The 25,669-nt window shown below is 73.3% G+C and carries 28 protein-coding genes; 18 read left to right on the top strand and 10 right to left on the bottom strand.

Features of this window, described 5'->3' with window-relative positions; genetic code table 11:
- Window positions 1-184: 184 nt before the first annotated feature.
- Window positions 185-1,228, top strand: coding sequence for an agmatine deiminase family protein (locus ACEZDE_RS06280; RefSeq protein ID WP_380533353.1), 1,044 nt, complete (start codon window positions 185-187; stop codon window positions 1,226-1,228).
- Window positions 1,229-1,504: 276 nt separating this feature from the next.
- Here ACEZDE_RS06280 and ACEZDE_RS06285 read toward each other — a convergent pair whose 3' ends face one another.
- Both ACEZDE_RS06285 and ACEZDE_RS06290 read right to left on the bottom strand, forming a co-directional pair.
- A complete protein-coding gene (locus ACEZDE_RS06285; protein WP_380533354.1) occupies window positions 1,505-2,065 on the bottom strand; it encodes a GNAT family N-acetyltransferase in 561 nt (186 codons plus the stop codon).
- Window positions 2,062-3,318, bottom strand: a complete 1,257-nt coding sequence (locus tag ACEZDE_RS06290; RefSeq protein WP_380533355.1) for a hypothetical protein — start codon at window positions 3,316-3,318, stop codon at window positions 2,062-2,064. Before ACEZDE_RS06290 ends, ACEZDE_RS06285 begins: the two co-directional genes overlap by 4 nt.
- A 241-nt stretch (window positions 3,319-3,559) precedes the next feature.
- Here ACEZDE_RS06290 and folE point away from each other — a divergent pair, with 241 nt between their 5' ends.
- Genes folE through ACEZDE_RS06320 form a run of 6 tightly spaced genes read left to right on the top strand, consistent with a single transcriptional unit; the run spans window position 3,560 to window position 8,118 of the window.
- The gene (gene folE / locus ACEZDE_RS06295; RefSeq protein WP_449341702.1) at window positions 3,560-4,150 is read left to right on the top strand and encodes a GTP cyclohydrolase I; all 591 of its coding nucleotides are present in this window, start codon (window positions 3,560-3,562) and stop codon (window positions 4,148-4,150) included.
- On the top strand, window positions 4,147-4,656 hold the full coding sequence (locus ACEZDE_RS06300) for a 6-pyruvoyl trahydropterin synthase family protein (protein ID WP_380533356.1): 510 nt from the start codon (window positions 4,147-4,149) through the stop codon (window positions 4,654-4,656). Before folE ends, ACEZDE_RS06300 begins: the two co-directional genes overlap by 4 nt.
- A complete protein-coding gene (locus ACEZDE_RS06305; protein ID WP_380533358.1) occupies window positions 4,653-5,513 on the top strand; it encodes a hypothetical protein in 861 nt (286 codons plus the stop codon). The genes ACEZDE_RS06300 and ACEZDE_RS06305 overlap by 4 nt, the downstream gene beginning before the upstream one ends.
- A complete protein-coding gene (locus tag ACEZDE_RS06310; protein ID WP_380533967.1) occupies window positions 5,428-6,423 on the top strand; it encodes a DUF2797 domain-containing protein in 996 nt (331 codons plus the stop codon). The genes ACEZDE_RS06305 and ACEZDE_RS06310 overlap by 86 nt, the downstream gene beginning before the upstream one ends.
- Window positions 6,326-6,880 (top strand): AAA family ATPase, encoded by a 555-nt coding sequence (locus tag ACEZDE_RS06315; RefSeq protein ID WP_380533360.1) that lies wholly within the window; start codon window positions 6,326-6,328, stop codon window positions 6,878-6,880. The genes ACEZDE_RS06310 and ACEZDE_RS06315 overlap by 98 nt, the downstream gene beginning before the upstream one ends.
- Window positions 6,877-8,118, top strand: a complete 1,242-nt coding sequence (locus ACEZDE_RS06320; RefSeq protein WP_380533362.1) for a glycosyltransferase family 4 protein — start codon at window positions 6,877-6,879, stop codon at window positions 8,116-8,118. The genes ACEZDE_RS06315 and ACEZDE_RS06320 overlap by 4 nt, the downstream gene beginning before the upstream one ends.
- Here the strand turns inward: ACEZDE_RS06320 and ACEZDE_RS06325 are convergent.
- Together ACEZDE_RS06325 and ACEZDE_RS06330 are read right to left on the bottom strand one after the other, a co-directional pair.
- Entirely contained in the window at window positions 8,043-8,513 is a 471-nt protein-coding gene (locus ACEZDE_RS06325) for an NUDIX hydrolase (RefSeq protein ID WP_380533364.1), read from the bottom strand. The genes ACEZDE_RS06320 and ACEZDE_RS06325 overlap by 76 nt on opposite strands.
- 152 nt (window positions 8,514-8,665) lie before the next feature.
- The gene (locus ACEZDE_RS06330; protein WP_380533365.1) at window positions 8,666-9,079 is read right to left on the bottom strand and encodes a hypothetical protein; all 414 of its coding nucleotides are present in this window, start codon (window positions 9,077-9,079) and stop codon (window positions 8,666-8,668) included.
- Window positions 9,080-9,351: 272 nt separating this feature from the next.
- Between ACEZDE_RS06330 and ACEZDE_RS06335 the strand changes: the two genes are divergently transcribed.
- The 7 genes from ACEZDE_RS06335 (at window position 9,352) to ACEZDE_RS06365 (ending at window position 15,713) form a co-directional block, all read left to right on the top strand.
- Window positions 9,352-9,723, top strand: a complete 372-nt coding sequence (locus tag ACEZDE_RS06335; RefSeq protein ID WP_380533367.1) for a hypothetical protein — start codon at window positions 9,352-9,354, stop codon at window positions 9,721-9,723.
- A 586-nt stretch (window positions 9,724-10,309) separates the two neighbouring features.
- Complete coding sequence (locus tag ACEZDE_RS06340) at window positions 10,310-10,573, top strand: hypothetical protein (protein WP_380533368.1); 264 nt, start codon at window positions 10,310-10,312, stop codon at window positions 10,571-10,573.
- A 21-nt stretch (window positions 10,574-10,594) separates the two neighbouring features.
- Entirely contained in the window at window positions 10,595-11,467 is an 873-nt protein-coding gene (locus tag ACEZDE_RS06345) for a helix-turn-helix domain-containing protein (RefSeq protein ID WP_380533370.1), read from the top strand.
- Between the two features lie 818 nt (window positions 11,468-12,285).
- Window positions 12,286-13,011: a dienelactone hydrolase family protein gene (locus tag ACEZDE_RS06350; RefSeq protein WP_380533371.1), complete on the top strand. Its 726-nt coding sequence runs from the start codon at window positions 12,286-12,288 to the stop codon at window positions 13,009-13,011.
- A gap of 78 nt (window positions 13,012-13,089) precedes the next feature.
- Window positions 13,090-13,350, top strand: coding sequence for a hypothetical protein (locus ACEZDE_RS06355; protein ID WP_380533373.1), 261 nt, complete (start codon window positions 13,090-13,092; stop codon window positions 13,348-13,350).
- Window positions 13,351-13,485: 135 nt separating this feature from the next.
- Entirely contained in the window at window positions 13,486-14,340 is an 855-nt protein-coding gene (locus ACEZDE_RS06360; RefSeq protein ID WP_380533375.1) for a DUF3626 domain-containing protein, read from the top strand.
- Between the two features lie 134 nt (window positions 14,341-14,474).
- Window positions 14,475-15,713 (top strand): hypothetical protein, encoded by a 1,239-nt coding sequence (locus ACEZDE_RS06365; RefSeq protein ID WP_380533377.1) that lies wholly within the window; start codon window positions 14,475-14,477, stop codon window positions 15,711-15,713.
- 63 nt (window positions 15,714-15,776) lie between these two features.
- Here the strand turns inward: ACEZDE_RS06365 and ACEZDE_RS06370 are convergent, their stop codons facing one another.
- The 3 genes from ACEZDE_RS06370 to ACEZDE_RS06380 are packed head-to-tail and all read right to left on the bottom strand — an operon-like array spanning window position 15,777 to window position 17,602.
- Window positions 15,777-16,271 carry an ATP-binding protein gene (locus tag ACEZDE_RS06370; RefSeq protein WP_380533379.1) on the bottom strand — a complete coding sequence of 165 codons (495 nt, stop codon included), beginning with the start codon at window positions 16,269-16,271 and terminating at the stop codon, window positions 15,777-15,779.
- A gap of 6 nt (window positions 16,272-16,277) precedes the next feature.
- Entirely contained in the window at window positions 16,278-16,673 is a 396-nt protein-coding gene (locus tag ACEZDE_RS06375; RefSeq protein WP_380533381.1) for an STAS domain-containing protein, read from the bottom strand.
- On the bottom strand, window positions 16,670-17,602 hold the full coding sequence (locus ACEZDE_RS06380) for an RNA polymerase sigma factor SigF (RefSeq protein WP_380533383.1): 933 nt from the start codon (window positions 17,600-17,602) through the stop codon (window positions 16,670-16,672). The genes ACEZDE_RS06375 and ACEZDE_RS06380 overlap by 4 nt, the downstream gene beginning before the upstream one ends.
- Before the next feature lie 197 nt (window positions 17,603-17,799).
- On the opposite strand from ACEZDE_RS06380, the gene ACEZDE_RS06385 reads away from it, so the two are divergent.
- Both ACEZDE_RS06385 and ACEZDE_RS06390 read left to right on the top strand, forming a co-directional pair.
- Window positions 17,800-18,402 (top strand): TetR family transcriptional regulator C-terminal domain-containing protein, encoded by a 603-nt coding sequence (locus tag ACEZDE_RS06385; RefSeq protein WP_380533385.1) that lies wholly within the window; start codon window positions 17,800-17,802, stop codon window positions 18,400-18,402.
- A gap of 145 nt (window positions 18,403-18,547) precedes the next feature.
- Complete coding sequence (locus ACEZDE_RS06390; RefSeq protein WP_380533387.1) at window positions 18,548-19,825, top strand: DUF4328 domain-containing protein; 1,278 nt, start codon at window positions 18,548-18,550, stop codon at window positions 19,823-19,825.
- A gap of 21 nt (window positions 19,826-19,846) precedes the next feature.
- On the opposite strand, the gene ACEZDE_RS06395 is transcribed toward ACEZDE_RS06390, so the two are convergent.
- On the bottom strand, window positions 19,847-21,628 hold the full coding sequence (locus tag ACEZDE_RS06395; RefSeq protein WP_380533389.1) for a hypothetical protein: 1,782 nt from the start codon (window positions 21,626-21,628) through the stop codon (window positions 19,847-19,849).
- A gap of 256 nt (window positions 21,629-21,884) precedes the next feature.
- Here ACEZDE_RS06395 and ACEZDE_RS06400 point away from each other — a divergent pair, with 256 nt between their 5' ends.
- On the top strand, window positions 21,885-22,940 hold the full coding sequence (locus ACEZDE_RS06400) for a helix-turn-helix transcriptional regulator (RefSeq protein WP_380533390.1): 1,056 nt from the start codon (window positions 21,885-21,887) through the stop codon (window positions 22,938-22,940).
- Between the two features lie 31 nt (window positions 22,941-22,971).
- Window positions 22,972-23,475, top strand: a complete 504-nt coding sequence (locus ACEZDE_RS06405) for a MarR family winged helix-turn-helix transcriptional regulator (protein ID WP_380533392.1) — start codon at window positions 22,972-22,974, stop codon at window positions 23,473-23,475.
- 52 nt (window positions 23,476-23,527) lie between these two features.
- Here ACEZDE_RS06405 and ACEZDE_RS06410 read toward each other — a convergent pair whose 3' ends face one another.
- Window positions 23,528-24,025, bottom strand: coding sequence for a methylated-DNA--[protein]-cysteine S-methyltransferase (locus ACEZDE_RS06410; RefSeq protein ID WP_380533393.1), 498 nt, complete (start codon window positions 24,023-24,025; stop codon window positions 23,528-23,530).
- 14 nt (window positions 24,026-24,039) lie between these two features.
- Window positions 24,040-25,512, bottom strand: a complete 1,473-nt coding sequence (locus ACEZDE_RS06415; RefSeq protein WP_380533395.1) for an AlkA N-terminal domain-containing protein — start codon at window positions 25,510-25,512, stop codon at window positions 24,040-24,042.
- Between the last annotated feature and the right edge of the window lie 157 nt (window positions 25,513-25,669).

Genomic DNA, 25,669 nt, shown 5'->3' on the forward strand with positions numbered 1-25,669 from the left:
GTCCACAACACCCGCACCATCGGCCCCCACAACATGATCCACAACCACCGCACCGGCACCATCGACGTCAACCCCACCACCGGCCTCGTCACCCTCGACGGCGAACCGCTGGAATCCACCCCCGCCGACTCGGTCTCGCTCAGCCGCCTCTACTACCTCTGAACCACCGCAAGGAGCACCACTCATGACGACTCATCAGTCTCCGGCCGAGCTGGGCTTCTCGATGCCCGCCGAATGGCAGCCGCACGACCGCACCTGGATGGCCTTCCCCACCGCCAATGAGACCTTCACCGGGGACGACCTGCACGCTGCCCGCCAGGCCTGGGCCACCGTCGCCAACACCGTGGTCCGCTACGAGCCGGTGACCCTGATCGTCAACCTGGGTGAGACCGAGGCGGCGCGCGGGTACCTCTCCCCCGAGGTCGAGGTCGTCGAACGCCCGCTGGACGACGCCTGGATGCGGGACATCGGCCCGACCTTCCTCACCGACGGCGCCGGCGGCATCGCCGCAGCCGACTGGATCTTCAACGGCTGGGGCGCGCAGGACTGGGCCAGTTGGGAGCACGACCAGGACATCGCCGAGGAGGTCCTCACCCTGACCGGCATCCGCCGCTTCGCCTCCCGGCTGATCAACGAGGGCGGCGGCATCCACGTGGACGGAGAGGGCACCGTCCTGCTCACCGAGACCGTGCAGCTCGGCGAGGGCCGCAACGCGGACTGGTCCAAGGAGCAGGTCGAGGCCGAGATCCACGCCCACCTGGGCACCACCAAGGCGATCTGGGTGCCGCGCGGCCTGACCCGCGACTACCAGCGTTTCGGCACCCGAGGCCACATCGACATCGTCGCGGCGTTCGTCAAGCCCGGCACGGTCGTGGTGCACAGCCAGACCGACCCGGCCCACCCCGACTTCGAGGTCAGCAAGGAGATCGCCGCCCTGCTCCGGTCCTCCACCGACGCCCGCGGACGCCAGTTGCAGGTGGTCGAACTCCCGGCCCCCACCGCGCTCTTCGAGGAGGACGGCGAACCGGTCGACTACTCCTACATCAACCACTACCTGTGCAACGGCGCGGTCGTCCTCTGCGCCTTCGACGACCCCAACGACCAGGTGGCGGCGGCCGTCTTCGCCGAGCACTTCCCCGACCGCAAGGTCGAACTCGTGGACGCCCGCGAGATCTTCGCCAACGGCGGCGGCATCCACTGCATCACCCAACAGCAGCCCCGGGCCTGACCGACCCAGACTCTGAACAGCCTTGATGCCGACCCGCGGTGCACTCCAGCACCCCGCCAGGAGAATCCCAGGAGATGCCTTCTCGGCCCGGTTCTCGTACAGCTTCCGCCGCGGCGGCTCCGGCAGGGTGAGCGGGCGGCCGCGGGGTCGCCCACGGGTGACCTGTCCTATGTATTACTGCGGCGGCCCCAGGCAGGCGGTCTCGGCAGTTCGCGTCCCTTGTCCGCTTCCGGCGGGTAGGGCGAGGCGGTCGGGCGCGGTGACAGCCGCTGCCGGTCACGCGGGTGCTGTCTGGTCCCACCCGGGCAGGTCCAGGACCAGGACGTCGTGCAGTGCGGCTCCGGTCCAGGGGTGGCTCTCGCCGACCTTCTCGTATCCCCACGAGTGGTAGGCGTGGCCGGCCGCTTCGGCTTCGGGGCGGGTGTTGAGCAGGACGCGCTCTTGGGCGAGGCCGTCCAGGAGTTCGTGGTGCACCGCAGTGGCGAGGTGCTGGCGGCGCCAGGCGGGGCGGACGGCGAGCTCGAACAGGCCGAAGGTGCGGCGTCCGTCCTCGCGGCTGACCTCGGCGGGGACGGGCTCGGTCAGGGTGTCCCACCAGCCGGTGGAGGCGGGCAGCGGGTAGCCGTAGGCCATGGCTGCGGGTTCGCCGTCGTCGGTGCGGGCCAGCACCGCGCGGAAGCCGGCCTTCTTGGCCTGGGAGCGGAATCGGCGGAAGTTCGCCTCGACGTCCTCGCTGGTCTTGTCGTAAGGGGGTTCGGCGAACGCCTCGCGGTACACCGTCCGCAGCTCGTCCTCGACCCAGGCGGCTTCATGGCCGTCGTAGCGTTCGATCCTCATCCCGCCTCCGCGGTCGACTCCAGCAGGGCGACCGTATCGCGGGCGGTCGCGGTGTCGATGCCGGCGGCTGCCTGGCGGAAGTTCGCCAGGCGGGCGGAGAGGCGGGCGGAGGTGAGCGCGTCGGATTTGGCGACAACGGTGGCCATCTGCGCGCACGCCTCCTCCACTTCCCCGGCCTGCAGGGGCACGGAGGCGAGCCGGGCGCGGTACAAGGCGGTGTTGCGGGCGTATCCGGCGGCCAGGCCGTCGACGGCGGCGCGCAGGAACGGCACCGCGGCTTTCGGCGCTCCGGCCTGCAGGTAGTGGGTGCCGGTGGCGTAGTCGATCTCGACGGGTCCGGCGAAGCGGACCCAGCGCGGGGCGTCGGGCTCCTCAGCGGCGCGGTCGTGCAGGGCGATCGACGCGCTCAGCGCGCGGCGTGAGCCGGTGAGGTCCCCGCTGGCCAGGGCCGCGCGTGCCTCGCGCAGCGACAGCACCAGCCGCACCCCGGGCCCGGCGTGACGGTCGGCCAGAGTCTGGGCCGCGCCGACGGCCGAGGCCGCTTCCCAGGGCTGGTGCCGGTCGACGGCCAGCAGCGACAGGGTGGACAGTGCCCGCATCTCCAGCTGGGCGTCGCCGGTCATCCGGGCCGCCGCCATCGCCTCCAGCACCGAGGAGCGGGCCTCTGCGTCGCGGCCGGCGTCGTGGCACAGCCAGCCCAGGTGGCAGTGGATCTCGCCGAGCATGGCGTGCAGCTGCACCGCGACCTGCTCCGTGCACAGGCCCCCGGTCAGCCGGCCGCCGATCTGCTCCAGCAGTTCGTGTGCCTGTTGGCGGGCGGTCAGGCCCCCGCTGGCGTGGTCGAGCCGGTACAGCCCGTCGATCCGGCCGCGCAGGCCGCGCACCTGGTCCATGCCGGTCCTGGGCCCGGGGGCGGGCAGCGCCGCGGCGGCGGCCAGGCCGCCGAGGTCCGCGATGAACTCCCGTCTGCGCACCGGTCCATCGTGCCGCAGCCGGGCCACAGGGTGGCGCCGGTGTTCGGGCACGGTGAAGCCCATCTCCGCCAGCGGGATGCCGAACATCGCCTCCAGGACGTCCTGCTGCCCGGGGTGAGGCAGCGGCGGCGGGTCCTCGCCCTCCCAGCGCCGCAGCTGGCGCACACCGACCGCGGCGTTCGCCCCGATCCGGTGCGCCCACTGGGCGAAGTCGGCCAGGAACGACTCCTGGGTGTGCCCGGCGGCCCCGCGTAAGCGCGCCAGGTTGCTCCTCGCCACAGCGGCTCCCTGGTCGGTGACGTGCGGTCAGCCCACCATGCCACTGCCCGCCCGCCCCGTCACCGGAAACGTCCAGTGAAACGTCCGGTCGGGTCGGCCCCGCGCGGGTCCGGGCGGCGGTGCACTGGAATCCGCAGCCGCCCGGGGCAACAGCTCCCCCGCTCCGGGCGGCTGCGGCAAGGGGCGATGCCCGCCCACCCGGTGCCCCTGATCGCTGGGGCCGTGCCTGTCAGGAGTCCCCGTGAGCGTGCCGACCATGACATCCCTGCCCACCGCGCCCGTCCCCATGGACGAGGCCGCCGACCACGCCGCCCGACTGCTGGCAGCCCTGGGCCTGGACCTGAGCGGCCCGGAGCTCGCCGCGACGCCGGGCCGGATGGTGCGGGCGCTGAAGGAGATGACGACCCCGCCCACCTTCACCGCCACCGACTTCGAGACCACCGCCGAACCCGGCCAGCTGGTCCTGGTGCGCGACATCCGCCTCGTATCGGTGTGCGAGCATCACGTCCTGCCGTTCACCGGCGTCGCCCACATCGGCTACGTGCCCCGCCAGCGCATCCTGGGACTGAGCAAGGTCGCCCGGGTGGTCCACCACTGCGCGCGGCGCCTGCAGGTCCAGGAACGGCTGACCGGCCAGATCGCGGACTGGATGGTCGAGCACCTGGACCCGGCCGGGGTCGCGGTGCTGCTGAGCGCCGAGCACACCTGCATGACCCTGCGCGGAGTCGGGGCGACCGGCTCGCGCACCACCACCTCCTCCCTGCGCGGCGTGCTGCTGGACGACCCCGCCGCCCGTGCGGAGTTCATGTCGCTCGCGGTGAGCGCGCCGTGACCGCGGTCCAGGCCAGCGCCCGGCCACTGGTGCAGGCGCGGGTCGGCGGGGCCGGGTGGGACTTCAACGCCGCCCACACCGGCCTGCACGACGGGGTGTTCGAGCCGCTGCACGGGCACACCTACCATGTCGTGCTGGCCGCGTGGGGGCTGCCGGACGCCTCGGGGATGGTCGCCGACTTCCGGGTCCTCAAGCAGCAGTTGCGCGAGGCCATCGCGCCGCTCAAGCGCCGCACCCTGATCGCGGCGGATACCCCCGGTGTCCTGGTCGAGGAGACCGGCGGCGGCCAGATGCGGGTGACCGGCGGCGGGGCCTGCTTCAGCCTGCCGCGCTCCTGGACGGCCCTGCTGCCGATCACGGGCACCAGCACCGAGGCGCTGGCCTGCTACCTGGTCGCCGAGCTCGCCCGTCGGCTGGGCGCCGCGTGCCCCGCCGTCGAGCGGTTGGAGCTGATGCTGACGGAGTCGGCCGAGTGCTCCGCCACCGCCGAGGCGGTGCTGCGATGACCGCCCCCGTGCCCGGCATCGGCCGCGGACGCCTGGCTGCCGTTCTCGGCCTGGCCCTGGACGGCCGGCTCAGCGCGGGGCGGTCCGCCGCGCCGACCGTGCTGGAGCATCCCTGGGACGCGTGGTGGACTGCGGTGCGCTCCAGCGGCCTGGCCCGGCCCGCCGCGGGCACCGCCGGAGCGTGCCCGCAGTGCGCCGAGCGGGCCACCGCCGCGGCCTCGGCAGCGGTGCCGGAGCACCCGGGCCACGGGGAGCGGGCCTGCGACTGCCACCGGGTCTGGGCCCAGGCGATGCGCGCCCCGGTGGCCGACACCCAACTCCCGGTGCCCGGACAGCGTCTGACACTGGCCATGCTCAAGCCCGGTGCCCCGGTGCGGGCGATCCGCTCACGGCTGCGGTCGGTGCTGCGCGAGGTCCACGTGACGACGCGGCAGTTGACGGCCGCCGACTGCGACCGGCTCTACCCGGACGCCTACGGCGCCTCCTTCGTCGCCGAGCGCACCGACTATCTCACCAGCGGTAACGTGCAGGTCGTGGTAATGGCTGGCGGACCGGCCGCAGTCCAGGCCGGCGCGGTCCTCAAACGGACGGTGCGCGCGGACCTGGGGGCCGGGATGCTGGTCAACCACCTGCACATGCCCGACAACCCGGCCGAGGCCCTGGCCGACATCGCGCAACTGGCGGGCTGGCACGTACTCGAAGAGGTCTACCGGCGATGGGAGAGCAGTGATCAGCAAGGGGTCGCCGCCCGCATGGCGGGCTACCGGGCTTATCTGGGACCAGGGCACCGCACTGCTGGAATGGTCGGCCCCCGGCGGCGGCACCTCCAGGACGAGCCCGCTGAACATCGACACTGATCTGGCCTTCACCGCCGGGGCCGACCGGCGCTGCATCGGGGTGTGGCGCTCGGGACGCCACCGCCACTGCCCGATGTCCGCGCCTCTCGCCCCGACCGCGCGCACCGCCCAGTGCGCGGCCTGCCAGGCGGCGGACCGCGCCGACTCCATCGCCGCCGACACCCGCCTGCACGACCCGCGCCCCTTCGCGGTCTACCTCGCCCACCACGGGGGAGCGGTCAAGGTCGGCATCACCGCGGTCGAACGCGGCGACGCCCGACTGCTGGAGCAGGGTGCCCTGGCCTCCACCGTCATCTCCACCGGCGCCCTGATCGCAGCCCGCCGGGCCGAGCACCTGCTCGCCGCCGCCCTGGGGCTGCCCGACCGGATGAGTGCGGCGCGCAAACGCCTCGCCCGTGCCCGGCCCGGCACGGCGGCCGAACGCGCCGCCGACCTGCTCGACACCGCCGAACGTGCTGGCGAACTGGCCTGGCCGCAGGGCCAGGACCGTTGCGAGCCGCAGGTGAGGGACCACACCGCCGCCTACGGCCTGCCCGCTGACGGGCTGCGGCCGACCGCCGCGCTGCTGCCGCTCGCCCCCGGGGACGTGATCAGCGGACGGATCGCCTGCCGGATCGGCACCGACTTCTATCTGGACAACGTCTCGGGGCTGGTGCTGCTGGACACCCGACTGCTGGCCGGATGGGCCCTGGGCCGCGCCGAACCCGGCACCGCGCCGACCGCCGCGCTCGAACCCCTTGCACCGCCCGGCTACCAGGAGGAACAGGATGCGCTCTTCGGACCCGTCCGCAACAGTCACCGTGGTCGAGGGGATGCCGGGCGCGGGCAAGACCACCGTGCTCGCCGCCCTGGCCGACGTCGGCCGCACCGTGCTGCCCGAGTACACCACCCCTGCCGGCCACCTCCTTGACCACGACCGGCACCCGCACCACGACGACGAGGACAGCCATCTGGCGAACTGGCTGCGCAAGGCCGACCACCTACGCGGCCACCCGGGGCCGGTGTGGGTGGACCGCGACTGGCTCACCGCCCTGGCCTGGGCGGCAAGCACCGGCGGCCTTACCCGGCGCGCCGACTGGGTCCATCGCCACCTCGCCACCGGACGACTGACACCACCGCGCCGGTGGATCATCCTGGACCTCCCGCCGCACCTCAGCCTCCAGCGCCGGGCCGAACGCCTCCACCCCGGTCACCCGTGGTCCGATCCCACCGTCCTGGAACGGCTGCGCGCCTTCTACCTCGACCCGCCCACCCACCTCGCCGCGGCACATCCGGGGCTGGCCGAACTGGTCGCCGCCGTCCCCCGGCAGCGGGTGGACGCCACCGCGTCGACCGACCAACTGGCCGACGCGGTGGGCGCGCGGTGAACGCCCCGGTGGTGGCCATCGCCCTGCACGACGGCTACTTCAGCTCCGCGACCGGAGCCGGCCGCAGCAACCAGGCCCTGCTCACCGCCGTCGCCCACGCCCTTGCCTCCGGCGTCCGCCTGGTCCTGCTGCCGGTCGACCTGCATCCCACCAGCCCCGAGTACGCGCCCACCGCCCACCGGGCCGTACTCGACCTCCTCATCGTCGTGCCCCACCAGGTCACCGCTCTGGACAACGGCACCGCCGGACAGCAGCGCTTCGGCGACCTGACCGCCTTCGAGCACCTGAACCGCCACGCCGCCGAGGTGATCAACCCGCTGATGCGCCGTCACCCGCAAGGACTGCTGATCGCCATCGACCAGCCCTTCGCCGGACTCGGCCCCCTCCTGGAGACCCCGCCCGGATGGCGGCTGCTGTACCTGCCGCGTTCCAGCGCCGACCACCACTCCGACCCGAAGCGCGCCGCATGGGAACAGCACGGACTGGACGGCTGGACCAGCCAGGGGGCCGCGTTCGGCGCAATCAGCACCCACATGCGCACCCTGCTGACCGGCAAGGGCATCCCGCCCGAGCAGATCATCGACGTCCCCGGCGGCCTTACCGCCGCCGACCGCATCCCGCTGACCGTCGCCCCACCCCCACCTGACCAGGCCGAGAGCGGATTCCTGCTCAGCATGGGCCGTGCCCAGCCCTACAAGGGCTTCGACGACCTCCTCGACGCCCTCGGTCACCTCGCCAGCACCGGCGTGCGCCTGCCGCACCTGCTGCTGGCCGCGGTCACCGACGGCCCGACCACCGCCTACCAGCACCACCTCCGCCGACGCGTGAGCGCGCTCGGACTATCGGCGACGCTGTGGACCCGCTTCGACCCCGGCCTGCCCGGACTGCTGCACCACCCGGCGCTGCGGGCGGTCGTCGTCCCCTCGCGCAGCGAACCCCTGGGCCGCATCCCGCTCGAAGCCTTCGCCGCCGGAGCCGGACCGGTCGTGGCCACCACCGCCGGCGGCCTGGCCGAGACCGTCATCGACAACGCCACCGGCTACAGCGCCGCCCCGGGCGACCCGCGCTCCCTGGCCCGTGCCATCGGCCGCGCACTGGCCGCACCCCCGGCCGAGGTCGCCCGACTGCGGCAGGCCGGGAAACACCTGGTCGCCGGACGCGACTACACGAGCTGCATCACCGGAGCGCTGGCCGCCCTGTCGCCCTGGGCGATCGGGGCCGCGGCGGCGAAACCGTAGAGCGTCAGCGCGACCTGGGCGGCGGCAGCCGCCTGGGCGCGGCCCGGCTCAGCCCACCCCAACAGGTCAGCGGCCTCACCCAGCGGCACCCACACCCGCGGGTAGACCTGGCCGTTGTCCGGGTCCGGGGTCGCAGGGAGCCACTGGTGCACCCGGGCGGCGACCCGCAGCTGCGCGAACGGCTCACCGGTGTCGGGCCGCACTTCCTGGTAGCCGAGCGGGAAGACATCGCGCACCGTCACGTCGGCCTCCTCCAACACCTCGCGCTCCAGCGTCGCCCGCCAGTCGCGGTCGAAGTCCTCCGGAGTGCCGCCCGGCAGGTTCCACCCGCCGGGCATCTCCAGCAGCAGCACCCGGGCCTCCTCGTCCACGATCCACGCGTACACCTGACGCACCGGCAGAACCTCGGGAGCCGGCCAGGAACGGTGCCACAGAAAGCTCGTCACGCCGAGCCACAGTAGTCCCCCCGAGCACCGTCCGACGCACGATCGCACCGAGCATCACCCAATGAGAGCGCCGCCGAACACCTAGCGGCAATGCGCGCCGCTCAGGATGTCCGCGCGGCACCGGCGATCCGGTCGGCGTAGGCGCGATGCGCCTTGCGCCCGGCCGGGGTGGAGCCCTCCCCTGCGAGCGCGGCGCACTGCTGCAGAGCGGCCTGGTGCAACGCGACCGGGGCCGTGACGCGCACCGAGTAGCCCTGCCCGCGACGGACGGTCCGGCCACCACGCAGGACCTCGCGAACACCGGCGTCCTCGGTGTCCTGAAGGTGGTCAGCGAGCAGGTCGGGCACATCGAGGACCACCGCCGTGCCGGGCGAGGGCATCTGCAACGCGGGCTCCACGCCGACGCCGCCGCCCAGGAGGTCGGGGATGTCGGGGAGGTCGCGCGCACCGACGGCGTCGAGCGCGCGTCGGATCGTCTTGGGCGCCACGCCGTACTGCCGGGCGAGGCTCTTCACAGCAGCACCCGCGCGGTAGGCGTCGACGGCCCCGGAGGCCTGTTCCCCGGTGAGCGCGGCCGGGCGACCGAGAGTCTTGCCGGAGGCTTCGGCAGCGGCGACGCCCTCCCTTATTCTCGCTGATCATGTCGCGCTGGAACTCCAGGACCCCGGCGAGCATCGTGACGAACAGCCCGCGACTCGGATGGCGTCACCGACGGCCGCCTCATCGAGCAGCCGGCGGAACCCGGCCCGGTTGATCGCGTAGACGCGGAGCATCTGCGGGAGGCATCGTGAGGTCCCTCCTCGAACCGCCCCTGACCGACGCGGGCCATGATTGGGACGCGCTGCGGATCCCAGACCCGTGGGGCCGCGACCTCCTGAGGGAACTGGTCGCCAGCGCAACCAACCTCGACCTCCTCGGCCCGGTCGCCTGGTCCGAGGCCTCCGACTGCACCTACTGGCTCATCAGCACCGGCACCACGCCCGCGACATGGCCTGCCTGCTGCCGCCTCCTGAGCCGCGGCAACTGCCTCGCGCTGCCCGGACCGAGCACCGCTACCCGTGCCGCCGACTGGCTGTTCCGGCCCCACGACCCGCGCCTGACGGGGACCACCTGGCTCGCCGCCACTCCCCGGACTCACGCTCTGGCAAGGTTCCGATGATCGCCTCGCCACAGCGGACTGCTGACCCGTACGTGACACCCCCGAGTGCCGGGTCGGCCAGACCGCTCCCGAGTTCCAGGACGGCTGCCCGGCCCCCGGCTACCACCATCCGGCGCTCGGCCGAGTCACGGTGCCGTGCGCATGTCCCCACCACAACAACGAGGGGATCCTTCCATGACGAACCCGGACGAGCCGCCCCCGAACGTGGCCGGCCGCTGCTACAAATGCGGCGGCTGGACAGCAGGCCGCCGGGTCTGCGAAGACGTAGGCGCATCCGGCGGAGGCGAGACCGTCGTGTGCTGCGCCGGCTGCGAGGGCCCGCGGCAGGTAAGAATGCCGGACCCGACAGAGCCCCGGCGCTATCCGTTGTGAGGCCCGCGACTACGGCACGCACGACGCCCACGCACACCGGGTCACAGTTCACGGGCAGTCCATCCCTGACGCACACCCACTCCGCTGCTCCCCCGCCGCCTGCACTCGCAGGCGGCGGGGCTTCTTGTCGTTCACGGGACGTCCTGGCATGTCGTGAATTAGCCATCCTTTCTGAGTAACCGCGCCTTAACGGACCGTCACCGGACCGGGGATCGTGTGCAAGACCGCGAAAGACGTAGGGTTGGAGGGAATCATGGCGCTACGGTTCATCGGGATCGACCCCGACACCGGCGGCGGCAACTCGCCGACGGTCTGGTTCGACGAGGAGGCCCGCGAGTTCGTGTTCCAGGGGTGGAAGCCGAACGACGATCTGCGCCAGCGGATCACTGAGACACCGGCACCGAACCATGCACCCGGCATCCCCTTCGAGGCCGTGTGGGACCGCGCGATCCCGCACGGCCAGTACGTCATTCGCTGAGGCCGGAAGCACCCTGCACCCATGGCACGATCCCCGTCGTCGAGCGCCCAGTCCGCACGCGAGCAACTGGCCGCCCGCCTGCGCGAGCTACGGCTTGAGGCGGGGATCACCGGGCATGAACTCGCTCTGCGCTGCCAGTGGTCGCCCGCGAAATCCTCCCGCCTGGAGCACGCTCAGACGGTGCCCTCCGACAGTGACGTGCGGGCCTGGTGCGCCGCATGCGGCAAGCCCGACCTGGCTCCTGACCTGATCGCCGAGAACAGGCGGGTCGACCAGCTCTACATGGAGTGGCGACGCCTTCATCGACACGGCATGCGCCTGGCGCAGGAGAAGTTCCTCCCGCTCCACCAGAACGCCAGCGTCCAGCGTGCCTACGTCTCGAACGTCGTGCCGGGGTTCCTCCAGACCCAGGACTATGCCCGGGCGCTGCTGTCCACGATCACCCGGTTCCAGGGGACGCCTGACGATGTGGAAGAGGCCGTCCGGTCGAGGGCGATGCGCGCCCGCGTCCTGCGGGAAGGAGACCATCGGGTCGTCGCGATCCTGGAGGAGTCGGTGCTGCGATACCGCATCGGTAGCGCCCAGGTGATGGCCGACCAACTGGTGCATCTCCTGGAGGTCATGAGCCTGCCGTCGCTGGCCCTGGGCGTCATCCCGTTCACCGCGCGGCGCGAGGGCCGCATGTGGACGCTGGAGGCCTTCTACGTCTTCGACGACGACCGGGTGATGGCCGAGCTGCTGTCAGCCGAGATCAGCATCACCACGCCGAGCGATATCGCGGTCTACCAACAGGCGTTCGCGGAACTCGCGCAGATGGCCGTGTACGGCCCCGCGGCTCGCCGTCTGATCACGGATGCCATCACGCTGCTGCGGGATTCGTCTGCAAGAACGTGAAAGCTTCATTGAGGCGGCCCCTGCATCCTCCCTACCGTCGGTGACATGGCGGATACAGCATCAGGCGAAGCCTTCGCCTTACCCGTTGACGGTCAACTCCTGGCTCGGCTCCGCGGCCTCGCCTGCATCACCTGCGGCGCTGAGACCGGCCCGCTGACCCCGGTCGGGCACCGGTATACCAACACCTGCCTAGAGGGCCGTCTCGGCTGGGCCGTGGTCGCCTGCCCCGAACACACCGAGGCCGCGGCGTGACCCCCCCTGCCGCCGTACCCGGCGAGCCCGTTCCCGCCGGACTACGTCACCGCCCAGTGCCAGATCGGCCGCACTGATCCGAAGTGGCCCCACGGCTGCCCGGCCTGCCCGGCCCCCGGCTACCACCATCCGGCCCTCGGCCGGATCACGGTGCCGTGCACATGCCCCCATCACAACAACAAGGGGATACTTCCATGACGAACCTGGACGAGCCACCCTCGACAGTGGCCGGCCGCTGCTACACATGCGGCGGCTGGACAGCAGCAGGCCGCCGACTCTGCGAAGACGTCGGCGCATCCGGCGGAGGCGAGACGGTCGTATGCTGCGCCAGCTGCGAGATCCCACGGCAAGTACGGATGCCAGACCCGACAAAGCCACGGCGATACCCCCTGTAAGGCCCACGACCGCGACCGCGGCACGCACAACGCCCGCGCACGCCGGGTCGCTGCATTGCACGGGCAGCCCATCCCTGGCGCACGGGTGGCGGATCGGACCGGCCCAGCCGCTGTTCCGCCGGCGGTGAACACCGGCCGGGGCGGGCTTGGCGGTGACTACCGTCCGCTCTCATGACGACGATGACGACGCGTACGGTCGCGTACCCGGCCGACGGTGTGACGATGATCGGGCACCTCGCGCTCCCGGCCGGTGCCGACCGTCGGCCCGCGGTGCTGATCGGGCCGGAGGGCATGGGGCTCAGCGACGTCGAGCGCCGCCGGGCCGACGCTCTCGCCGAGTTGGGGTACGTGGCGCTGGCCTTCGACCTCCACGGCGGGCGCTATCTGGGCGACCCCGAGGAGATGCTGGCCCGCTGCATGCCGCTGCTCGCCGATCCCGAACGGATGCGGGGCATCGGCCGTGCGGCGCTCGACGTGCTGCGCGCCGAACCGCGGACCGACCCCGACCGGATCGCCGCCGTCGGCTACGGCACCGGGGGCGCCATCGCGCTGGAACTCGGGCGTGACGGCGCCAGCCTGCGCGCGATCGGGACCGTCAACGCAGTGACCACGGGACAGCCGGGCGAGGCTGCGCGCATTCGCTGCCCGGTGTGGGCCGGGGTCGGGTCGGAGGACCCGATCATGCCGCCCGCGCAACGGAACGCGTTCGCCACTGAGATGCAGGCCGCGGGCGTCGACTGGCGCCTCACGGTCTACGGCGGCGCCCTGCACGCCTTCCACCACCCGACGGTCGACCACCCCACCGTCCCCGGCGTCGGCTACCACCCGCAGCACGCACAGCGAGCCTGGCGCGATGTCGTCGACCTGCTTACCGAGTGCCTGCCCGTGACGGAGTGACGACCCCGGTCGGCGGGCGACGGAACCGGTACCGTGGAAGGGAGGGAAGACGGCGTCGATCCGTGGAGGCTGGCTGGTATGGACGGTCAAGGGCGCGGTATCTACGTCTGCCAGGACTGCGGTAGTCACTACCTGCCGCCGGTGGGCATGAGCTATCCGTGCGGGCCCGCCTCGGAGATCTTCTGTGCCTGGTGCCAGCCCGACAACTCGCCCGCGCTCGCGTCCCAGGCCGGGGTCAATATCGCCGACAACCTGGTCGAACGACGCCGGCGCGGACCCGGGCGGGCCGGTCACGCTCCGGCGAAGCAGGGGCGGGGCGGGCGCGGCAAGCTCGGCTGACCGACCTCCGCGCCGGGGGCGGGCGCGGCTCGTGGGGCCTCCGCGTCGGGTCGGGGCCCGGCTCGTCCGGCTGCCGCGTCCCGGCCGGGCTCGTCCGGCTTCCGCGCCGGCGTCGGGCTCGGGCAGACTGCCTGGATGAACGCTGATCCACTCCGCTCCCCCGCGGCCCGCGCCGTGCGCCATGTCGCGGCCCTGTCCTCGGGTCCGGCGCTGGATCCGGGGCTGCGGGTGACGCTGAACTTCCACCCCGACCGCCGCACCGCCGACGGACGGGCGATCCTGGACGCCATGGCCGAGGACGGGGCCTACCGCTCGCAGTTCGCCACTGGCACCAGCAACGGCGGTCTGACCGCCCACCCCGGCGGCGACCGGTGGCTCTGGGAGAGCAGGATCTTCGGCGGCGTCTACGACACGGCCGACGCGGACGAGCGTCCGGTCTACGGGGCCCTGGACTTCCGGCGGAAACCGCTCGGCGCCGCGCCTCGGTTCGGCTCCGCCTTCTTCCGGCTCAGCGCGGCGGCCCTGGCCCGCACCACCTTCTGCTACCCGGACAGCTGGCTGTCGCCCACCGCCTTCGGCGTCGCCACCGCGATGCCGCTGATCGGGCCCGCCGTGGCCGACAGCGCGTCCGGGCGCACCGACGCGCTGGACGACTACGTCGAGGCCCAGGTGCACGGGCCGCTGCTGCTGGCCGGCGATGTGGAGGCGCTGGTGCTCGACCCGTGCTTCCGGGGGACCGGGGTGGAGGCCGCGGCCCGCCGCCTGCCCTGTCCGCTGGCCTGGCATCAGGGCGTCACCCTCGGCGTCGGCGAACTCGTCCGACACCGGGAGTTCCGCGGTCCTGAGATCGTCGACCTCGGCCTGCGGCTGGCCGTCGACGGACGGCTCGATCCGCGCATCCTCGGCGACGCGGCCCGCTCCGGCGGCCACGACCCGCAGCAGCTGAAGAAGGTGTGGCATCTGCTGGCGCGCTTCGGAGCCCCGGCCTGAGTGACATACCGGGCAAAACTATGTCCGGTATTCCCATTTTATGACGATTGGTCATCTAGTCTGACAGGCTAAGGAGGGATCCAGAGCGCATCCGCCGGCCCCGGCCCCTGTGACCTCGCGCCCTGTACCGCATCGTGCCCGCATCGCTGCATCACCGCCCCCGTGCCGTCCTGTTGCTGGCCGCGGCCGTCACCACGGCGTCGGCGGCCACCGCGCTCACCCTCCTGACCGGAAGCAGCGGCGCGGCGGAGCGCGCGGCAAGCGCGCAGTCCGCCAGCGCGCGGCTGGTGCAGCTGTCCGTGTCGGCGGTCGCGCCGCTCGGCACCGTGGCGTTCCAGGGCACCTACGGCACCGCCGACTCCCCCGACATCGGCACCGACGACCCGGGCTCGTTCGACGACCCCGACGGTGTGCTCGACTACGTCACCCTCACCGGCAACAAGGTCACCCGCACCTCCAACACCACGGCCAAGGTCTACGCCCAGGCGCAGAGCTCCGGCCTGACGCTGACCCTGCCGGACGCCACCTCGCTGGTCGACATCACCCCCAAGGCCGGGTCGGTCAGCACGCTGGACAGCTACGCCGAGTGCATCCCCGCGCCGGTCGGCCCGTACGCGCTGGCGTACGCCCGTACCGCCGGGGCACAGATCGAGGTGCTGGGGCGTCAGGTCCCGGTGGGGACCACGGTTCTGCCGGTGACCGGCGCGGACCTGAACCACCCGGCCACGCTCGGCAACAGTACGCTCACGGTCAACTACGTCCCGCACCAGGAGCCCCCGGGCGGTGCGGCGACCGCAGGCGTGGGCACGGCACACGCCTGGGTGGAGATCGAGGTGAGCGGGGTGCTGCGGGATACCAGGGGGGCCCAGGTCTACTCAGGGAACATCGTCAGCATGCGACTCGGCGATGTGACGGCCACGTGCGAGCAGACGATCCACACCACGCCACCGCCGACGACCGAACCACCGACGACGGCACCGCCCACGACCATGCCCACGACCGCGCCCCCTACGACAGGGCCGCCGACCACCGCACCGCCGACCACGGAGCCGCCCACCAACGGGCCGCACACCACCGAGCCGCCGACCACCGCGCCCCCCACGACGGCACCGCCCACGACCACGCCGCCAACGGCCCCCTCCACGTCAGCGGACACCGTCCCGCCGCCTCACCCGAGCCACAGCAGCAACAGCAGCAACGGTGGTGGCAATAGCGGCGGTGACAACGGCAGCACCAGCGGTCCGGGCGGGAACCTGGCCCGGACCGGGTCGTACGACCCCGGTCCCCTGGCCACCGTCGCGCTGCTCCTCGCCGCGCTCGGCACCACCCTGGTCACCGTCCTGCACCTGCGCCGCCGACCCCGCCGACACTGACCCGTCGCCACAGATCCCGCCGGAAACAGATCCCGCCGGAAGCCGACACCTCGCCCCCGGCGGCTACCGCCCCGCCGGGGCCAGGGGCGCGGGGACCTCGACCCAGACCGTCTTGCCGCCGTCCCGCCGGATCGTCCCCCAGCCGGAGGCCAGCCGTTCGACGATGTGCAGCCCGTGCCCGCCCGGACGTCCGGGCTGGTGCGGGTGGCGCGGCATCGGCATGCCGCTGCCCGTGTCGGAGACCTCGACCCGCAGGGTGCGGGCGGTGCCGTGCAGGGCGAGCCCGGTCGGGCCGCCGGCGTGCAGGCAGGCGTTGGTCACCAGTTCGGAGACCAGCAGCAGCACGTCCGCCGCCACCTCCGCCTCTTCCTCGGTCTCGCCCGGCAGCCACCCCCAGTCCTCCAGCGCCTGCCTGACGAACTCACGGGCGCGGCCGACCGTGCCGCTGATGCCGGACAGGGCGAGCCGACGGATCTGCCCGCCGGGCGGCAGGCCTCCGGGCGGACCGGCCGGGCGCAGCGGAGTGCCGCCGGGCTGCTGCGGACGAAGCGCGTTCACCCCGCCTCACCCCGCTGCCAGTGCGTCGGCCAGATCCGAGTGGATGCTGAACACGCCGCCGACGCCGGTGATCTCGAACATCCGCGCGACATGACCGCGCAGCGCGGCCAGCCGGATCTCGATCCCCAGCTCCTCGGCCCGCAACCGGGCCGTCAGCAGCACGTTGAGGCCGGTGGAGTCGCAGAACGCCAGCTCGGCGCAGTCCACCACGACCAGGTCGGGGCGCTCCCGACCGGCTGCCTTCGCCGTCTCCACCAGTTCGAACGCCTCGTCAAAGCGCTTGCGCAGCATCGGCGCCGTGTCGTGGTCCAGCTCTCCGGCCAGGGTGAACACCTCGGCCTGTGCTTCTCTGCGCGCGTCGACCCCGAACCGGGGCCCCGCGTGCACCGCGTCGCCGGTCACTCTTCGACGAGCAGGCGGGCGCGCAGCTTGCCCAGTGCCCGGGACAGCAGACGCGAGACGTGCATCTGCGAGACCCCCAGTCGTTCGCCGATCTGTGACTGCGTCAGCTCGCCGACGAAGCGCAGGGACAGGATGGTCCGCTCGCGGTCCGACAGCTCGGCGATCAGCGGTTTCAGCGACTCCATGTTCTCGATGCCCTCAAGGCCGGGGTCGACCGCGCCGACCCGGTCCGCGAAGGAACCCTCGGTGTCCTCCTCGGACGGCTGGGCGTCCAGCGAGCTGACCGAGTAGGCGTTGCTCGCGGTCAGGCCCTCGCGGACCTCCTCCTCGGTGAGACCGAGGTGCGCGGCGAGTTCGGCGACGGTGGGCGCGCGGTCGAGGTGCTGGGAGAGGTCGTCCCCGGCGCGGGCGAGCTGCAGCCGCAGCTCCTGGAGCCGGCGCGGGACGTGCACGGCCCAGCTGGTGTCACGGAAGAAGCGCTTGATCTCGCCGAGGATGGTCGGCAGCGCGAAGGTCGGGAACTCCACCTCGCGCTCCGGGTCGAACCGGTCGATCGCCTTGATCAGGCCGATCGTGCCGACCTGGACGATGTCCTCCATCGGCTCGCTGCGGGTGCGGAAGCGGGCGGCGGCGAAACGGACCAGCGCGAGGTTCAGCTCGACCAGGGTGTTGCGCACGTACTGGAACTCATGGGTCCCCTCCTCCAGCACGGCCAGCCGCAGGAACAGGGTCTTGGAGAGCGCGCGGGCGTCCGCCGGGCTCACCGCCCCCGGCGACGGGATGCTTTCGAGCTCCGGAACCTGAAACCCAGAAACCTGGAAGCCCGCGGCCTGAAGCTCCGGAACAGGGGCCAGGGCCTCCCGGGTCAGGGGTCCTTCGGCCACGGCCGTCGCACCGCTCCTGCTCCTCGGCTCGGACATGCTGTTCATCGTGTGCTCCTCCCTCGGATTCGACCGTCGCGACTGGCTGCCGCGCGGCTCCCGCTCACTGGTCCGGTCTCGTTCTGCGCCCTCGTGTACCCCGGTCCTCCCGACTCATGCACGTTAAATTGTGTGCGTCTTCCACTTTCTTCGACCGCCCCACTCTATTCCCCTCCCCGACCGCCCCCGCCAGGAGCTGCCGTCGCATGGCCGAGACCACCCCCGGACGCCGCCCGGCCCCGCCTCGCGAAGAGGTGTTCGCGGTGGCGATGGCGGCCATCGCCGAGCACGGGCTCGCCGAACTCACCATGGCCGGGCTCGGCCGACGGCTCGGGATGAGCGGCGGACACCTGCTCTACTACTTCGGCAGCAAGGACCAGCTGCTGCTGGAGACGCTCCGCTGGAGCGAGGACGAGCTGGGCGAACGCCGCCGCGCCGCGCTGGGCGAGCCGCTGCCCGCCGCCGCCCGGCTGGACTCCTTCGTCGCCCTCTACCTGCCGACCGGCGCCGGGGATCCGCGCTGGACACTCTGGGTCGAGGTGTGGGGCCGCTCACTCGCCGTGGCGCCGATGCGGGCCGGGCAGGCGGCGATCGAGGCGGCCTGGCGGGCCGACCTGGTCGCCCTGCTGCGCGAGGGGATCGCCGGACGCGAGTTCCGCACGGTGGATCCGGAGCGGTTCGCGGTCCGGCTCAGCGCACTGCTGGACGGCTTCGGCACTCCGCTGGTCACCGGCCTCCCCGGGACCGACCGGGAACGCGCGATCGAGCACATCACCGAATACCTGGACGAGTCGCTTCACCTGCACTGACCTCACCTGCACGGACGCCGTCCGCGGGGGCCGCGGTCGGACGTCCGTGCCGGAACGATACGGATGGACGGCCGTCGCCGGGGTCGCATAGCATCAGCGCCTGCCCGCCGTCCAGGAGCGGGTCGATCCCCCGGTGGAGTTCTCGGTGCCCTGTCCCTCTTGCTCGTCCGCCGCGCTCGACCCGTACGGCCGCTGCCACGTCTGCGGCTACCCCGGAGGATTCGCCCCGGCACCGCAGTACCAGGCCTCCTACGGCGCCCCCAGCGCGCCGACCGGCCTCAGCAACGCGTCGCAGATCCTGATCGCGATCAGCGGGCTGCTGGCGCTGATAACCGCGGGGACGCTGGTCTACGGACTCACCGTCTCGCTGCGGGTGCTGTCGGCGACCTCCCCGGGGGAGAGCCTCTACCAGCAGGCGGACACCGCCAGCGCGGTGATCCTGGTGATGAACCTGCTGATCTGGGTGCTGAACATCGCCACCGGGGTCGTCTTCATCATCTGGTTCCACAAGTCCGCGAAGCTGTCGGCGATCCTGGCGCCGGGGCGGCAGTCGATGGGCCCGGGGATGGCCATCGGGGGCTGGTTCATCCCGTTCGCCTACCTGGTGATCCCGCGACTGATCATGGGCGGGATCTGGCGGGCCAGCGAGCCGCTGCGGGACGCGCCCCCGCTGCGGAAGCCGCGCAGCCTGCTGGTGACCTTCTGGTGGATCACCTTCGCCCTGGCGCAGTTCGGGATCTCCGCAGGGCTGTTGATGCTGAGCACGCCGGACCGGGTGATCGACTCGGACGACACCAGGGCGGCGGTCATCGGGCTGTTCGTGGTGGCGCTGGTGATCGCGCTGCTGCGGATCGTCTCGTCCGTCCTCGGCGTGGTCATGCTGCGCCGGGTCACCTCCCGGCAGCAGGTCCGCATCCTGCAGGGGCCGGGCGCGGGGCACCCGTACTCGGCGGCGAATGCCCTGGCGGGCGGGGGCGCAGGCGGCTACCGGCCGCAGGCGTACGGCTACACCGGCGGCTACGCGCCGGAGGCGTTCGCACCGGGGGCGTTCACGTCGCCGTACCCGCAGCCGTCGGCTTACCCGCAGCCGTCGCCCTACCCGCAGCCCCAGCCGTATGTGCCCGCCCAGCCGACGGCACCCACGCAGCCCCCGGCGCAGGCCGCACCGCCGATTCCAGCGGAAGCCCCGATTCCGGCGGAAGCCCCGGTCCCGGCGCAGGCTGAGGTCCCGGCGCAGGCTGAGGCCCCGGAGCCGGCTGAGGCCCCGGAGCCGGCTGAGGCCCCGGCGCAGGCCGCGACCGTGCAGGACGTTCCCGTCTCCATCCCCGCGCAGGCCGCCCCCGTGCAGGACGCGGTGCCCACCGTCGCCCTCGCCAAGGCCGAACCCGCGGCTACGGCCGCGCCGGAGCCGGACCAGGCGTAGGGCCGGGGCACTACACCGCCCCTAGTCCTCCCAGATCGCCGCCGCCGTGCGGTCCGCGGCGTAGCCCTTGGCGCGGACCTGGACCTGGCGGAGGAAGTCGACGGTGCCGGGCGGGTGCGGGTGGGCCCAGTGGTCGGCGAGGAAGTCGGACACCGCGGGCTCCTCCCGCAGCGGCTGGGCCAGGCCGTCACTGCACAGCAGCAGGACGTCGCCCGGCTCCGGCGCGACCACCCGGAACCGGAACCGGTCCGGCGCCGGGGAGACGCCGGACGCCGCCGCCGAGCCGCCGCCGGGCTGCTGCGCCACCAGTCGGCGCCCGGCGTAGGCGTCGTACCAGGCGTCGTCGCCGAGCAGTAGCAGGCCGCCGGGGCCGAGCCCGAACCCGGCCCTGAGCCTGCTGGTCGGGTCCAGCGGCGCGATCAGCGCATGCAGAGCGCCTCCGCTGCCGCGCTCCGGGTACGGGACGTTCTGCAGCCGGACCGCGGCCCGCGCGGTCAGCCGCTGCAGCCCGTAGCGCAGCCGCTCCTGGGCGCCGACCCGCAGGTCGGCCAGCAGTTCGGCGCGGCTGCGGCCGACCGCCGCCGCGAGCTGGCGGCAGGCCTCGTCGGCCGGGGCCGCGCTCTCCGGGCCCGGCGGGGTCGCCAGGACCACCACCAGCAGCGCCTCGCTGCCCTCGCCGAAACGGACCACCAGCATCCGGTCCGAGCGGGCCGTGCCGAGGTGCCGGGCCGCGTCGCCGCGGACCGAGGCGGCGCGCAGGGTCATGCTGCCGTAGCGGGCGCCGTCCAGCGCGGTGTCCGGGACGATGCCGGTGAGCAGGTCGGGATCGGCGGCGGGGAGCAGCGTGGGCTCGGGTTCATAGGCCGGCGGCTGCTCGCCGACCTGCGGCAGCGGCCCGGCCAGGGTCGGGTCCGGGGCGGCGTCCGCGCTCCTGCCCGACGCGGAAGATCCGGCGAGCGTCGGCGACGGGGCGGTGGACGAGGGGGCAGTGGACGACGGCGCAGGCGGGGCGTCGAACGGGCCCTCCTGCTCGGCCTCTGCGGCGAGGGCCGCGGCCACCGCGGCCTCGGCCTCGTTGGCCTCGCGTACCTGGTCCAGGTCGCGGACCGGCCGGTCCGGGGCACCGGTCCTGGCCTCCCGGACGGCCCGCGGCTCCTGGTAGGGCTCGTCGTGAACCTCGCTGTCGAGGCCGTCAGGACCGAAGGCGTCGGCGTCGTACGGGTCCGGGTCCGGGTCGGCGCCGTACGGATCAAGGTCCGGGTCCGGGTTGTAGCGCTCCGGGACGTACGCACCGCGCGGGTCCCCGGGGAGGCTGGGCCGCGACGGGGAGACCCGGGGGTCCACCGCCTGCGGCGGAATCCGCGGCGGCCGGACCGGCAGCGGAGGCAGCACCGGCGGCGCGGGCACTCCGGCAGGCGGCTGCTCGGAGGCAGGCGGCTCGGAAGACCGCGGCGCGGGCGGGGTCACCCGTCCCGGCGGTGTCTCCCGTTCCGGGGGCGTCCCCTGACCCGGCACGGCCGGTTGCGCGGGCCTGCGGGCCGTGTCCTGCACCAGCGTCGGCGGCCCGGCGGGCACCTGGCCGGGGGCTGCGCCGGACGCTGTACCGGGGGTTGTCCCAGCCGCCGCGTCCGCCGCCGCACCGCCGCTGATCATGCCGCTCGCGGAGGCGAACCAGTCGTCCACGCTGCCCTGCCGGGTGTCCGCGCCCGGGGTGTCGGGCACCTCGTCGTCGGGCCCCTGGTAGACGGCGTCCCACCAACCGCCGTCCCCCTTGCCCGAGGAGGGTTCACCCTGGCTGCTCATCTTTCGTCTCCTCAGCGACAGCGACATGCGGCATGCCCGGACCGTCGCCATTCTCCACGGAGGGACGCCGCTCACCGGGGCGAACCGGTGAATCGGAACACTCTTGGAGCAGCGCGAACGCGCCGAACGGCCCATAGGACACATATCCCTCACACGGGCTCGACTACCCCGAACCCTCCTGGCCAGGCATGATGACCTTCGACATGAAGGCACCCCCGCCGATCGGCGGGGGTCGGCGCAGGAGCGAGGTGGGCAGGTGCTGAACTTCGTCGGTCTGGACGAGCAGAGCGAGGACGTCTACCGGCTCCTGGTCGGCCTGGGCTCCGCCTCGGTCGCCGAACTGTCCGGAAAGCTCGGGCTGCCGGACCACGCGCTGGACCGCACCCTCGCCGCGCTGGAGGGCCTCGGCCTGGTCGCGCAGTCCCCCACTCCCGCTCTGCACCGGGCCTCGACCACCTACATCGCCGCGCCGCCCGCCGTGGCCCTGGGTGCGGCGCTGTCGCAGCGGCGGCACGAGCTGTCGCAGGCCGAGCAGGCGATCGACGTCCTGGCCAAGGAGTACCGCCGCAACGCCGTCGGCCTGGCCGCCAACGACCTGGTCGAGGTGGTGCTCGGCGCCGACGCGGTGCGGCACCGCTTCGAGCAGATCCAACTCGGCGCCGAGCACGAGGTGTTGGCGCTGGTCACGGACGCGCCGGTGGCCGTCAGCGGTCGCGAGAACCTGGCCGAGCCGGTCGCGGTGGCCCGCGGGGTGACCTACCGGGTGGTCATCGAGCGCGGCATCATGGACGAGCCCGGCGGTATGCCGGACCTGGCCGCCGCGCTGGAGCGCGAGGAGCAGATCCGGATCGCCCAGCGGGTGCCGACCAAGCTGCTGCTCGCGGACCGCTCGCTGGCGATGATGCCGCTGCGCCCGCTGGCCGCGCCGGGCGAGCCCTCGGCGCTGGTGATCCGGGCGGGCGGACCGGTGGAGGCCCTGGTCGGGCTGTTCCACTCGGTCTGGGAGCAGGCCCTTCCGCTGCGGCTGAGCCAGGCCGACCGGTCCGACCTGGTCGGGCCGGAGGAGCAGCCGCTGGTGCTGGTGGAGTCGGGCGAGCAGCCGGACGACGTGGACCTGCAGATCCTGTCGATGCTGCTGGTCGGGATGACCGACGTGAGCGTGGCCAAGCAGCTCGACCTCGGGCTGCGCACGGTCCAGCGCCGGGTGAAGCGGCTGATGGACCTGGCCGAGGTGACCACCCGGATGCAGTTGGGCTGGCACGCCTACGAACGCGGCTGGGTCTCCCGGCGCCGGACGCTCCCCCGGACCTGAATCGTCCGCTCGGCCGGACTAATCTGTCCCCATGCCCGAACCCGCCGCACCAGTCGTTCCGTCCACCCCCGCCGGCACCGCGACCGATCCCGCGCAGGTGCAGCGGCTGACCGATGTGGTGACCCAGCTCCGCCGCGCGCTGCGCAGCAGCATCCGCACCGACTACCCGTGGGAGTCGCTGCCGATGGCCCAGGTGGAACTGCTGCAGACGCTGGCCGCTGGGCCGATGCGGGTGGGCGAGTTGGCGGCGCGGCAGCGGTTGGCGCCGAACACGGTGAGCGGGCTGATCGGCAAGCTGCTGGACGCCGGTTTCGTGGACCGCCAGGCCGACCCCGGCGACCGCCGCACCGCGCGGATCGCGCTGACCGAGGGCGGACGCCGCCAACTGCTGGACTGGCAGCGGGCGCACGAACGGCGGATGGCCATTGCCCTGTCCGCTCTCTCGGCCGAGGACAACGCCGCGGTGATGGACGCGCTGGGCGGCCTGGAGCGACTGGCCCTCGCCCTGGCCGCGGAGCAGCCGCCGACCGGCTGAACGGTCGAGCGCCGGACGTTATCGGACGCCGGACGCCACCGAACCCCGGTCGTCAGCTGAACAGCGCCGTGTCGGCGGACTCCAGCCGCAGCAGCAGCCGCTTGGCGTCGAGTCCGGCCGCGAAGCCGGTGAGCGCGCCGTTCGCGCCGACCACCCGGTGGCACGGACGGACGATCAGCAGCGGGTTGGCGCCGATCGCGCCCGCCACCGCCCGCACTGCGGTGGGGCTCTGGCCCGCCGCGGCGGCGAGCGCGCCGTAGCTGACGGTGCTGCCGTAGGGGATCCCGTCCAGGGCGTCCCAGACCTGGCGGCGGAACTCGCTGCCGCGCGGGGCCAGCGGGAGGTCGAACTCCTCCAACTCGCCCTCGAAGTACGCGGTGAGCTGCTCGACCGCGGCGGCGAACGGCGCCGGGTCCTCGGTCCAGGCCGGGTCGGGACGGTTCACCTGGCCCTTGGTGTCGGGGGCGAGCACGGCGGTCAGCGCGCCGTCCTCGTCGGCGACCAGCAGCAGGACGCCGAGCGGGGAGTCCATCGTGGTGTAACGGGTCATCAGCTGCTCCATCGTCAGTTCTGTTTGGCTTCTTGGCTGTTGAGCGCGGCCCAGAGGTGGTGCACGGCGTAGGAGCGCCACGGCCGCCAGGCGGAGTCGTCGACGGCGGCGGTGGCTCCGGCCGCGCGCAGCCCGTGCCGGACGCCGATGTCGGTCGGCAGGTAGGCGTCCGGGTCGGCGAGCGCGCGCATCCGGACGTAGGAGACGGTCCACGGGCCGATGCCGGGCAGCGCCAGCAGCGAGGCCGCGGCCTGCTCCCGGTCGACGCCGGGAGCGAGGTCGACGCTGCCGTCGGCCAGCGCCGCGCACAGTCCGCGCAGGGCCCGCTGCCGTGCGCCGGGCATGGCCAGATCGGCCGAGTCGGCCTCGGCGAGCGCCGCCGCGGTGGGGAAAAGCCTGGTCAGCCCACCACTGGGGACCGGAAGCGGCTCTCCGTAGCGCGCCGCCAGCCGTCCGGCGAGGGTGCGCGCCGCGGCCACGGTGACCTGCTGGCCGAGGACCGCGCGGACCGCCAGCTCGTGCGGGTCCACATGGCCGGGCGAACGCAGCCCCGGCCGGGCGGCGACCAGCGGTGCGAGCACCGGGTCGGCGCCGAGCCTGCGGTCCACCGCGTCGGGGTCGGAGTCCAGGTCGAACAGCGCCCGGATCCGCTGCACCGCGCAGGTGAGGTCGCGCAGCGAGGTGAGGGTCAACCGGCAGTCCAGTCGGCCCTGTTGACCGCGCGGCTGGTCCACTTCGGCGATGCCGGGCCCGCCGGGCAGGGCGAGGGTCCGCCGGTAGCTGCGGACCCGTCCGGTCGTGGTGACCTCCTCCACGCCGGGGACGGCGCGCAGGGCCAGGAAGTCGAACAGCTGCCCGGCGGCCAGCGGCCCGCGGTGCGCCAGCCGCAGCGCGATGGCGCCGGGCGGCACGGCGGCGGCAGCCGACCGGGTCGGCTTCCGGCGCAGCTCGGTCGGGGTGAGGCCGTAGACCTGGCGCATGGTGTCGTTGAACTGGCGGACGCTGGCGAACCCGGCCGCGAACGCGGTGTCGGTCGCGCTGAGTTCGGTGGTCTGCAGCAGCAGCCGCGCGGTGTGGGCCCGCTGCGAGCGGGCCAGCGCCTGCGGTCCCGCGCCCAGTTCGGCGACCAGCTCGCGGGTGAGGTGCCGCTCGCTGTAGCCGAGGCGGGCGGCGAGTCCGGTGACGCCCTCGCGGTCGACCACGCCGTCGCCGATCATCCGCATCGCCCGGCCGACCAGGTCGGCCCGGACGTTCCACTCCGGCGAGCCCGGCGAGGTGTCCGGACGGCAGCGGCGGCAGGCCCGGAACCCGGCGCCCTGGGCAGCCGCGGCGCTCGGGTAGAAGTGCACGTTCTGCCGCTTTGGGGTAGTCGCCGGGCAGCTCGGACGGCAGTAGATGCCGGTGGTGCGGACCGCCGTGTAGAACACGCCGTCGAAGCGGGCGTCCCTGCTGCTCACGGCTTGATAGCTGGTCTCTGCGTCGATCACAGGTCCAGTCTGCGGCATGCGGGCCGGTCCGACTGGCGGGCATCGGACACGGAGGTTGCCCGGAGCCTCGCTGGCGGGATCTTCATGGACAGCGGCGTTCACGCCACTCGTGGCGGTCCCGGCCGGGGGCCGATGATCGAGGCATCCACCCAGCAGA

Origin of the sequence: Streptacidiphilus cavernicola (assembly GCF_042510955.1) — a bacterium.
GTDB lineage: Bacteria > Actinomycetota > Actinomycetes > Streptomycetales > Streptomycetaceae > Streptacidiphilus > Streptacidiphilus cavernicola.